Origin of the sequence: Siccirubricoccus deserti, assembly GCF_014283215.1 — a bacterium.
Lineage (GTDB): Bacteria > Pseudomonadota > Alphaproteobacteria > Acetobacterales > Acetobacteraceae > Siccirubricoccus > Siccirubricoccus deserti.
Genome location: NZ_JACOMF010000086.1, coordinates 1 through 10,227 on the forward strand (window position 1 = coordinate 1; position 10,227 = coordinate 10,227).

General features: G+C 67.3%; 9 protein-coding genes. 2 read left to right on the plus strand and 7 right to left on the minus strand.

All coding sequences use genetic code 11. From position 1 onward, the window contains the following. The coding region (locus H7965_RS30525; protein WP_222440836.1) for a hypothetical protein at positions 1-196 on the plus strand (196 nt) is incomplete at its 5' end. 253 nt (positions 197-449) lie between these two features. On the opposite strand, the gene H7965_RS26710 is transcribed toward H7965_RS30525, so the two are convergent. The 3 genes from H7965_RS26710 to H7965_RS26720 all read right to left on the minus strand — a co-directional run bounded on the left by H7965_RS26710 (position 450) and on the right by H7965_RS26720 (position 3,438). Next, a complete protein-coding gene (locus tag H7965_RS26710) occupies positions 450-1,325 on the minus strand; it encodes a hypothetical protein (RefSeq protein WP_186773592.1) in 876 nt (291 codons plus the stop codon). After that, a complete protein-coding gene (locus tag H7965_RS26715) occupies positions 1,322-2,569 on the minus strand; it encodes a tyrosine-type recombinase/integrase (RefSeq protein WP_186773593.1) in 1,248 nt (415 codons plus the stop codon). The genes H7965_RS26710 and H7965_RS26715 overlap by 4 nt, the downstream gene beginning before the upstream one ends. A 527-nt stretch (positions 2,570-3,096) precedes the next feature. Next, the gene (locus H7965_RS26720) at positions 3,097-3,438 is read right to left on the minus strand and encodes a hypothetical protein (protein ID WP_186773594.1); all 342 of its coding nucleotides are present in this window, start codon (positions 3,436-3,438) and stop codon (positions 3,097-3,099) included. A gap of 690 nt (positions 3,439-4,128) precedes the next feature. On the opposite strand from H7965_RS26720, the gene H7965_RS26725 reads away from it, so the two are divergent. Continuing rightward, positions 4,129-4,776 carry a hypothetical protein gene (locus H7965_RS26725; protein WP_186773595.1) on the plus strand — a complete coding sequence of 216 codons (648 nt, stop codon included), beginning with the start codon at positions 4,129-4,131 and terminating at the stop codon, positions 4,774-4,776. 466 nt (positions 4,777-5,242) lie between these two features. Here the strand turns inward: H7965_RS26725 and pheT are convergent, their stop codons facing one another. The 4 genes from pheT to rpmI form a co-directional block, all read right to left on the minus strand. Further along, the gene (gene pheT, locus H7965_RS26730) at positions 5,243-7,711 is read right to left on the minus strand and encodes a phenylalanine--tRNA ligase subunit beta (protein ID WP_186773596.1); all 2,469 of its coding nucleotides are present in this window, start codon (positions 7,709-7,711) and stop codon (positions 5,243-5,245) included. 1 nt (position 7,712) lies between these two features. Further along, entirely contained in the window at positions 7,713-8,813 is a 1,101-nt protein-coding gene (pheS, locus tag H7965_RS26735) for a phenylalanine--tRNA ligase subunit alpha (protein WP_186773597.1), read from the minus strand. 81 nt (positions 8,814-8,894) lie between these two features. Next, positions 8,895-9,269, minus strand: coding sequence for a 50S ribosomal protein L20 (gene rplT, locus H7965_RS26740; RefSeq protein ID WP_186773598.1), 375 nt, complete (start codon positions 9,267-9,269; stop codon positions 8,895-8,897). Positions 9,270-9,281: 12 nt separating this feature from the next. Next, positions 9,282-9,488 carry a 50S ribosomal protein L35 gene (gene rpmI / locus H7965_RS26745; RefSeq protein ID WP_186773599.1) on the minus strand — a complete coding sequence of 69 codons (207 nt, stop codon included), beginning with the start codon at positions 9,486-9,488 and terminating at the stop codon, positions 9,282-9,284. Positions 9,489-10,227 lie beyond the last annotated feature (739 nt).

The window sequence follows — 10,227 nt, forward strand, 5'->3', positions numbered from 1 at the left end:
TCGTCGGTCATCGTGGCGGTCCGAGGTTCGGGTTGTCGGTCTCAGCAACCCAACCCTACCGAGAACCACCACGGTGACCGCCATCATCCCAGCGGCCGCCTCCTACACCACCATCCGGGACGCGATCGCTCCGAGCGCCGCCACCGTGGCGCACGGCTTGCCGGGTAGTATGGTGACGGGAACCTATCTGCGCTAACGCCGCGCCAGAAGGCAGGGAGGCTCAGCCCGACCTCCGACGCGGCCTCGCGGGCGGTCAGCAGCGGGTCAGCTGTGGCATCGGTGGCAGCGGCCGGCGCAGTTTCTGCGATCCGGACCTCTGCTGCGTTCACGGTCGTCGACTTGCGGGTGGGGGTAGGCTGCATTGGAGGCTTCCTGCGTCACTGGAGAACGCAGGGACACTCGATGTCCGCAGGACCACGATATATCGCCACAGAAACACTGCACGTCGTTTATTCTGTGGGAATGCCCCGTCTACGATACTCGCCCCTGATCTGGTTTTCGATGGTCCGGTGAGTTGCGCGGGCGGCGCGCGGATGCTCTCGCCCCAGCCATTCGGCGAGGAGCTTCGCCTCTGCCGTGACCGTTGCCTCCAGTTGCCCCTCCGCCGCTCGGCGCCGAAACTCGCCAATGACAAGGTGTTTGCTGGTAGGGTGACCTGGCATGCCCGTCCGGTAAATCTCCAGCTGGGGGGCCGCTGTTGGAGTGGAGGCCCTCCGGGCCGCCAGTGTTGCGCGTCGAAACGCGAGGACCGAATTACCGTCGGGAGCGAGAACGATGAACCGACTTTTCGCTCGTTCAAGGCGCCATGCCCGATCATCTAGCGCCGGAAAGGGCACCGGCTCGGCCGCTTGGTCAAATGCCTCAACGGGCTCCTGCTGGCCGGCGGCGCCCACCAAGCCCGTCTGGAGCGCCACGATCATTGGCTCGACAGCTTCGGCGAACCAGACCGCTCGCTGCACCTCCAACCTGTTCAGCCGCCTGAGCCAGCCACGGTGGACGGCATCAGACGTACTCTGCAGGAGAGGGTACATGGCGAGTGGCGCGTGCATAACGTCGTTGTCCGGCCGAGCCGGCAATGCAGCATCAAAGCCGATCCAGAAGGAGGCCAGCAGAGGTTGTTTGAACAGGTCGTCGTCGGGAGCGCTCTCCGGGTCTTCCCGACGCCATGCGCATAAGAACCCGGGGCCCCGGGTTTCAAGCACCTGCGTGTAGAGAAGGTCCACTATCTCGGCGAGAGTGATGCCGTGCCAATCCGACCAGTCGATGGCCTCGCCCGTCGCGGTTATCGATGTCGCTGTGGTCGGAGGTAGCTTGGGCCCGTTCACGATCGGTGCCTATGGATAGGTGGCTCCTCGACGGCGCTTGTTGTTATCAAATCAGCTACATGAGCCTGCCAGCGCGCCAGCGCCATCAGCACTTCCTCCGCATGGTCATGCCGATCGTAAGTCCGTTCCAGCTTGGACCGACCGGACACATGGTTGATCGCTGCCTCCGCATGCTCCCGCGAGACGCCAAGCCGCGTCATGCCGGTGCGAGCGGTTCGGCGGAGGTCGTGCCAGCGCCAGTCAGTGACACCAGATAACGCGTCGAGCTTCGCCTTTAGCTTTGAGAAACCCCGGAAGCCTCCGCCGCCGATGGCGCCGAGCAGCCGCCAGTCGAACGCAACCTCACCAACATGGTCAGGCCAGATGGCCGAGACCTCGGCAAGCGCGAGTGGGCAGAGTGGCACCGTGTACGGCAGCCGATTCTTGGTGCGTTTGCCTGGGATCATCCACCGCTCCATCGAGACGTGTACCTCGCCGGCCGCGACGTCTGCGACCTCCATCTCCCGCGTAGCGGTCAGGATTAAAATTCGGACGAACGCCCGTGGCCTCGGGTTTAGTTGCGCGCTCGCGTCCCACACGGCGCGGAGTTCGCCATCCGAAAGGACACGCTCGCGCGGGGCGGGCGGCGGGGCGATGGCCGCAAGCCCTTTGCGGGGCAGCGGACTCGAGGTGATCCAACCGTGCGCCTCGGCGTGGCCAAGGAAGGCTGAGGCGCAGCGGTAAAGCAGAGAGGCCATGGCTGGCGCCTCGCGCCTCTTGGCAGCGACCAGGCGGGTCCAGTCCTCTCGCGTCGTCTCGCGCAGCGACCGTGTACCAATGCGCGGCAGCACGTCGCGCTCCATGGTGCGGCGGTACTCGGCCGCCGTCCGAGGCTTCAACGGCTTCGCCGGATCCGTTTCACGCGCAACAAGCCACTCGGCAACACGCAAGGCAACGGTGGGCTGATCCTCGCGCCGAGCGCGGATGGCGCGCTTCTGGGCAACAGGATCGGCGCCGCTGTGGATCGCGGCGAGGTGGGCGGGAGCACGTTTCCGCGCCTCGGCGATACCCAGACCAGGCCAAGTGCCGAGGGTGGGCCGAGTGCGCTTTCCATCATGGGTGCGCGCGCGCACGGACCAAGTTGCCGCGCCAGTGGGCGTAAGACGCAGCATGAGCCCGCCCACGCGAGTGTCCCAGACTTCAAGCCTGCCCTTCTCTGGCGGCCTCAAACCCCGAAGCCATGCGTCGTTTAGGTCGCGCTTCACCGCCCGAATACTCCGTACCAAGCCCCACTCCGGGGTCCACCGGGGGTCCAAATCCGGCGCGGCCTCGGAATATCACGGAAGACGACCGGATCCCAAGGGAGCTATTAAAACACGGTCTTTCGGGAATCTTGTCCAGCTACGCAAAGAGTATCCTCACGTGGATGGCTAATTCGTAATCAGTAGGTCCCCGGTTCAATCCCGGGTGTCGGCACCAGTTTCCTCCAGCGGGGGGGCGTACCGGGCACAGAAAGCCGCCGCGCCTCTTTAGGCGGTAGCCCTCCGCACCCGGTGAATCTGCAACTCCCCCTTCGCTCCCCAGCCCTTACGCCCTCGGGCACCTCAGGCCGGAACGCCTCATATAGAGGCGGAAGCCGATGCGGTTCAGATCGTCCGGCCGATACCGAGCGGCCAGTGCCTGCATCGCCTCGTGTGCTTCGGCCAATCTGCTGCCCAACGCTTTGGTGATATAGGGCGCGGCCGGCGCCGGCTTGCCCTCCCCCGCGTCTGCCAGGACAACCTTATCCGCGTCATGGGCCAGCCGCGCGTTCTTCCCAAGTAGCTGGGTCGCCTGTTGCCGCGCCGCTGGAGCGACATCCTTCGTCCGGTCCCGTTGGCCTGATCCCAGGCACGGTCATGAACCGCTTGAAGACGGGGTCGCGGCGCACGAGGCGGCGAATGTCGCGGTCCAGTGCGACGATACGGGCAACAACCTGCCGCCGTACCTCGGCAAGTTTGGCTACCAGGCCGCGAATGGTCGGGTTGCCTTCTGTCAGGGCCTCAGCCCGGCGGATCAGGGCACCGCGGTTGCCTAGCCCGAGGATCAGGCCGAAGGTCTTCAACAGGCTGCGGATCTGCCCATCCAGGTCCACTCGGGTCCTGACCAGGCGGCGCCGTCGAGCCGCGCCAAACGTTCATGCGAGCTGAAGCTCTTGGCGGTGACGGCACGGTACCATCCGATGTGGAGCATCTCCGCCAGACCGCAAGCATCACAGCGGTCGGACTTGATTGGCCGCGTCGAGAGCGCGGCATTGGCATGCCGCGCGTCCATCAGCACCACAAGCTGATCCGCCTTCTTCAATGCATGGTACAACCAAGGGGAGGTAGCGCCGGTTTCCGATCCCACGCGCGCTGTCTGCGGCGCCCTTGCCGTCGGTCACACAGACGCTGATTCCCTTCAGCGAGACGTCAAGCGCGACATACCGCCCCATGGCGGCTTCTCCCGAGAAGGCGTGCCCGGGGCCAACCCTAGCCAGTCAGGCGTCGGGGATGTTGCGAGCCCCGAATACCCCATGTTGGCGAAATTATGGAGCGGGTACGCGACATACGGCCCAGCTCCGACCGTGGTTCCGGTGGCGGGCGTCAGGCGTGCGGCCCCAGGTAAATTACTTATTTAGAACGAAATGTCGGGATTTTTTACACCTGCGGCCCTCACAGGACGGCCGTTGTGTACAAAATATTGAGTCTAAAGGAATTTCATATACGGCACGAATTTCGCTTACGTCCTCTCTGCGTCCCTGGTCACCGGGCGACTGCTGCAACAACATGACGCGGGCCACGAAATGTATCGTTTTCTTGCAATACCGACCGCTGCCGTGCTGGCGCTGGCACCCGCCGCCGCACTCGCCGGCGCCGTGTTCACGTTCAGCGAGGTCGACGGGAACGTCGTCATGACGTCCTCCGGCTCGGTCGATACCCGTCTGCTGGTGCAACAAAGCCACCCCTCCGGTTGGGGCGGGGCTGGTATCGAGGAGAACGGCAGCCACGACATTATGGGCGGTACGACCGTTGGGAGCGTGAACGTGGCCTTCGGCTTCCATGCCGGCACGAACTTTTCCGCTTGGGCAAGCGCCAACGGCCCGTGGACAGCCAGTAATTTCAGTGTCAGCACCATCACGGGAACAAAGGGTTTTGCGACCTACATCTACGACAACGGCCAGAAGCCTGGCCTCGGCGTGAACAGTGCCGACATCGTTGACGGCATCTGGACGCCCGACCAGAGCTGGACCTGGAACAACGCGAGCTTCGCCAGCCTGAACATGATCGCTGGCACCTACACGGTTACCGACGCCGGCACCGGAGAGTTTCTCACCATCCAAGTTGGCGCTGCTGGACCCACCACAGTGCCGGAGCCTGTGTCGATGACACTGCTCGGCGCCGGCCTGCTCGGTCTCGGCCTGACACGAGGGTTGCGGCGGCGGCCTGTCTGAGAGCCTGTTCCCCAATCGGGGCATCCAGGTCACGCACCGCGGTGGAGGCTCGCTGCCGCCGGGGTCATGGTTCTCTCCGGGGTCGGTGTGAGCCGCCCCAAGATGAGGGCCAGGGGTGGGGCGCCGCGATGTCTGAGGCCGCCTGATCGGGCATGATACGCTGGATCGGCCAACGGACACTGCACGGTCGCCGCCACCCACCGTCCCGACAGCGACAGCCTCACCGCCGGAGCGGAGCCTGGAAGGTGGCGCGCAGATCAGGCCATCTTGGCCTCCTCACGCGTCCACCAGAACTCGATGTCGTCTGTCCAAATGCAGCGGAGCTTGCGAACACCAGACCGGACGCTGGCAGCTGAACAAGCAGCCAAGGCGTAGATGGGATGCGAGTTCCGCATCCGGCACGCACTGAGTGTCCGGTCTGCCGCGCCGGAAAGACACAGGTGAGCCAGTCTCACGCCGGCCGGTATTACCGCAGCACCGCCCCTGTCGCCTTCCCCACCGCCGCCACGATCTTCGCCGCCACCGTCTCGATCTCGGCGTCGGTCAGCGTCGCCTCGCGCGGCTGCAAGGTCACCTGGATGGCCAGGCTGACCTTGCCTTCCGGCAGCTTGTCGCCAGCATAGCAATCGAACAGCGCGACATCGGTGACCAGCGCCTTGTCCGCGCCGCGCGCCGCGCGCAGCACCGCCTCGGACGGGACCGTCGCATCCACCAGGAAAGCGAAGTCACGCCGCAGCGGCTGGAAGGCGGGCAGGTCCGGTGCGCCCCTCTTCCGGCGCTTTGGCTCCGGGATGGCATCGAGGAAGACCTCGAACCCCACCGCCGGCCCGGACAGGTCGAGCGCGCCGCGCACCTGCGGATGGATCTCGCCGAAGGTGGCCAGCACCGTCTTCGGGCCCTGCCGCACCACGCCGCTGCGGCCCGGGTGGTAGAAGCCCGGCGCATCGGCGGTGACCTGCAGCGCCGCCATCGGCACGCCGAGCGCCGCCAGCACCGCCAGCACATCGCCCTTTGCATCCATCGCGTCGAAGGGGCGCGAGGGCTCCGCCCAATGCCGGGGCGTATGCCCGGCGCGCACGCCCGCGGCGACGGCGAGCTGGCCCTCCGGCGTCGGGTCGCGGTAGGCGGCGCCCAGTTCCGACAGCGCCACATCCGGCCAGCCGCGCGCGGCATTCCGGCTGGCGGCCAGCAGCAGGCTGGCGACCGGCGTCGGCCGCATCTGGTCGAGGTCGGCGGCGATCGGATTCTCCAGCCGCAGCACCGCTGGGGTCTCGCCGAACCGCGCCGCCACCTTGGCTTCCATGAAGCCGAAGCTGACGCAATCCAGCATGCCGCGCGCTGCCAGCACCCGCCGCGCCAGCACGGCGCGGGACTGCTTCGGCGTCAGCGCCGGCGGCGGCACGATGCCGGCGACGGGCAGGGAAACCGGCGGCACCTGGTCGAGGCCGCGGATACGCAGCACCTCCTCCACCAGATCGGCCTCGGGCTCGACCTCGGCGCAGCCCTCGGCGGCGGCGCGGGCGCGTTCCGGCGAGAGCGACGGGTGCTGGTCCAGCGCGCCGGCGCCGGCGATGTCGTTGCGCCAGGACGGCACGGCGACGGTCACCCGCGCCGCATCCCGCGCCTGCACGGTGAAGCCGAGGCGTTCGAGGATGCCCACCGCCTCATCCGCCGGCACATCGGCGCCGCCGAGCCCGGCCAGGCGTTCGAAGCGCAGGGTCGCGCTGCGCTGCCAGCGCGGTTCCTCGCCGGCGGCGACCACCTCGCTCGGCTCGCCGCCGCAGAGTTCCATGATGGTCCAGGTGGCAAGCTCCAGCCCAAGCCGCGGCAGCGCCGGATCCACGCCGCGCTCGAACCGCGCCCGGGCATCGGTGCGGATATCGTGCCGCCGGCCGGACAGGGCGATGCGCACCGGGTCGAACAGCGCGCATTCGATGAAGACCTCGGTGGTGGTCTCGTCGCAGCCGGTGGGCGCGCCGCCGATGATCCCGCCGAGCGCCTCGGGCCCCGTTTCATCGGCGATGATGCCGTCCTCCGGCGTCAGCGCGTAGCTCTTGCCGTTGAGCGCGGCGAGGCTCTCGCCCTCCCGCGCCATGCGCATGGTCAGGGTGCTGCCCTTCACCTTCGCCACGTCGAAGACATGCAGCGGCCGGCCGAGGCCGTAGGTGTAGAGGTTGGTCACGTCGACCAGCGCGTTGATCGGTCGCTGGCCGATCGCCACCAGCAGATCCTGCAGCCACTTCGGCGAGGGGCCGTTCCTCACGCCCCGGATGGCGCGGCCGAGCACATAGTCGCAGGCCCGCTCGTCCGCGATCTCCCAGCGCAGCGGCGAGGGGTAGGCGGGGGTGATCGCCGGCCGTTCCAGCGGCTTCAGCCGGCCGAGCCCGGCAGCGGCCAGGTCGCGCGCGACGCCCTGGACCGAGAGCGCATCGCCGCGGTTGGGGGTGACGCTGATCTCGATCACCGGATCGTCCAGCCCGGCCCAGCGCACGTAGCTCTCGCCGAGCGGCGCATCCGCCGGCAGGTCGACGATGCCGCTATGGTCCTCGCCGAGACCCATCTCGCGCGCCGAGAGCATCATCGCCTCGGAGGCCATGCCGCGGATTTCGCCCTTCTTCAGGGTGATGCCGGTGCCGGGGATGAAGGCGCCGGGCAGCGCCACCACGCCCTTCATGCCGGCCCGTGCATTCGGCGCGCCGCAGACGACGGACAGCAGGTTGCCGTCGCCCGGATCGACCTTCAGCGCCCGCAGCCGGTCGGCATTCGGGTGCTGGGTGGCTTCCACCACCTTGGCGATGCGGAAGGCGGCCAGCGCCGCGCCGCGATCCTCCACGCCCTCGACCTCAAGGCCGATGCGGTTGAGGACGGTGAGGATCTCGTCGAGGCTCGCCTCGGTTTCGAGATGCGCCTTGAGCCAGGAGAGGGTGAATTTCATCTCACACGCCCTCCGCCAGCGAGGGGGGCGAGAGCGGGTCGCTCGCCCAGTGGCGCAGCCAGCGCATGTCGCTCTCGTAGAAGGGGCGCAGGTCGGGCATGCCGTGCTTCAGCATGGTGATGCGCTCGATGCCCATGCCGAAGGCGAAGCCCTGCCACTCCCGCGGGTCGATGCCGCAATTGGCCAGCACCTTCGGGTGGACCATGCCGCTGCCCAGAATCTCCAGCCAGTCGCCGCCGGCGCCGAGTTGCCCGGTCTTCCGGTTCCAGCCGATGTCGACTTCCATGGATGGCTCGGTGAAGGGGAAGTAGCTGGCGCGGAACCGCACCGGCAAATTGGAGATCCCGAAGAAGGCGCGCAGGAAATCGATCAGGCAGCCCTTCAGATGGCCGAGGGTGATGCCGCGGTCGATTACCAGCCCCTCCACCTGGTGGAACATCGGGGAGTGGGTCGCGTCATGGTCGGCACGCCAGGTGCGGCCGGGGACGATGACGCGGATCGGCGGTTCCTGCGAAAGCATGGTGCGGGCCTGCACCGGGGAGGTGTGGGTGCGCAGCACCGGCCGCCGGCCATCCGGTCCGGCCGGCAGGTAGAAGGTGTCGTGGTCCTGCCGGGCGGGGTGGTGGTCCGGGATATTGAGGGCGGAGAAATTCAGCCAGTCGCTCTCGATGTCCGGGCCCTCGGCGACCTTGAAGCCCTGGGCGCCGAACAGCGCCATCAGCTCCTCGAAGGTGCGGCTGATCGGGTGGATGCCGCCGGCCTCCGCCCCCGCCGGCGGGTGCGGCCGCGGCGGCAGCGTCACGTCCAGCCGCTCGGCGGCGAGGCGGGCGTCGAGCGCGGCTTTCTCCAGCGCCAGGCGGCGGCTCTCGATCTCGCCCTCCAGCCTTGCCTTGAGTTGGTTGAGCGCGGCGCCGCGTTCCTTCCGCTGCTCCGGCGGTACGGCGCCGAGGCCCTTCAGCAGCGCGGTCAGCCGGCCGCTCTTGCCCAGCGTGCCGACGCGCACCGCATCCCAGGCGCGCAGGTCGGTGGCGGCGGCAAGCTGGGACGCGGTTTCGGCGGCGAGGGCGGCGAGGTCGTCGCCCGTGGTGGTGGTCTCGGTCATCTCATCCGGTCCCGAACAGGCAAAAGGCCGCACCCTGGCGGGAGCGGCCCTCTGCGCAACTGCTTCCGAAGCAGGGAAGTGTCAGGCGGCCGGGTTGGCCGCAGGACGGGCAGCGCGGGCCTTCTCGACCAGCGCCGCGAAGCTGGTGGGATCGTCGAAGGCGATCGCCGCCATCACCTTGCGGTCCAGCTCGATCCCCGCCGCCTTCACGCCGGCGATGAACTGGCTGTAGGTCAGCCCGTGCTCACGCACCGCGGCGTTGATCCGCTGGATCCACAGCCCGCGGAAGTCGCGCTTCTTGTTGCGGCGGTCGCGATAGGCGTATTGCAGCGCCTTCTCGACCCGCTGCAGCGCGGGGCGGTAGTTCGTCGAGGACCGGCCGACATAGCCCTTGGCGAGCTTGAGGACCTTCTTGTGGCGGGCATGGGCGGTGACGCCCCGTTTGACGCGTGCCATGGCCTGTCCCCCTTACCGGTCCAACCCGTAGGGCAGCCACTGCATCACCGTCACCGCATCCTGGTGGCGCAGCACCTGGTTGCCGGTGTTCTGCCGCTTCACCTTGGAGCTGCGGGCGGACAGGTTGTGCCGCTTCTTGCCGGGGCCGGCCATGACCTTGCCGGTGGCGGTGATCTTGAAGCGCTTCTTCGCAGAAGACTTCGTCTTCATCTTGGGCATTTGGACCTCCTGTGGTCGGAAAGCGCCGGCCGCCGGCTGGCGGGGCGCGGAACCGCGGACAGGCATGCCCTACAGGCCTGGCGCGCGGCTGCGCGGGGGAAGAGGCCCCCGTGCGGGCAGCGGCGTATAGCCGGGGTACCCGGGCGGTGCAAGGCCGGGGCGGGCAGGGCGGCGGCTGCGACACCGCGGGCGGGCGAGGGATTGGTTTGCGGCGCAAACGGTTGGGCGCCATGAATGTCACGCAACCTATATAAGCAGTATACATTAAAATCCCGCATAGGTTGTGTTGGCGGAATTAATTTATTGCGAAAGTGTGTAACATAAATCTTAGCAACTCCCGGTTCGTGGACTTCAACGCCACTCTCCGACAAATGATCGATACAAGCCTGGATGGATTTCCTCTCCCTGGTTTGCGCCGCCCGAACCGGGCTCGCGCAATCGCAATGGGCGGATCCCATGCCGGTCCAAGCGATCCCAGGCAGGTCCCCCTGCCACGCGAGCCGAGCGGTGCACTTCGATGGCAACCGATAACGGCTACAACGTCATTACGGTCAATGGCGGGACGACCGGTACCCTTCAGAGCCCATCCGAAAAGGAATTGAGTTACCTGAATCGGATGTGATTCCCTTCTCCTGCGGGCGATTTGTGGGGAAGCAGGATGGCGTGGACAGCGGAGCATCGGCGTGCGGCGGATCGGCGCGGGCTGCGCTACCCCTCCGATCTGACGGATGCCGAATGG

What these genes read in the sequence shown, in the direction of transcription:
- pheS (WP_186773597.1), bottom strand. Translation starts at nt 8,813, where the DNA reads ATGACCGAGACCACCACCACGGGCGACGACCTCGCCGCCCTCGCCGCC.
- rpmI (WP_186773599.1), bottom strand. Translation starts at nt 9,488, where the DNA reads ATGCCCAAGATGAAGACGAAGTCTTCTGCGAAGAAGCGCTTCAAGATC.
- rplT (WP_186773598.1), bottom strand. Translation starts at nt 9,269, where the DNA reads ATGGCACGCGTCAAACGGGGCGTCACCGCCCATGCCCGCCACAAGAAG.
- pheT (WP_186773596.1), bottom strand. Translation starts at nt 7,711, where the DNA reads ATGAAATTCACCCTCTCCTGGCTCAAGGCGCATCTCGAAACCGAGGCG.
- H7965_RS26725 (WP_186773595.1), top strand. Translation starts at nt 4,129, where the DNA reads ATGTATCGTTTTCTTGCAATACCGACCGCTGCCGTGCTGGCGCTGGCA.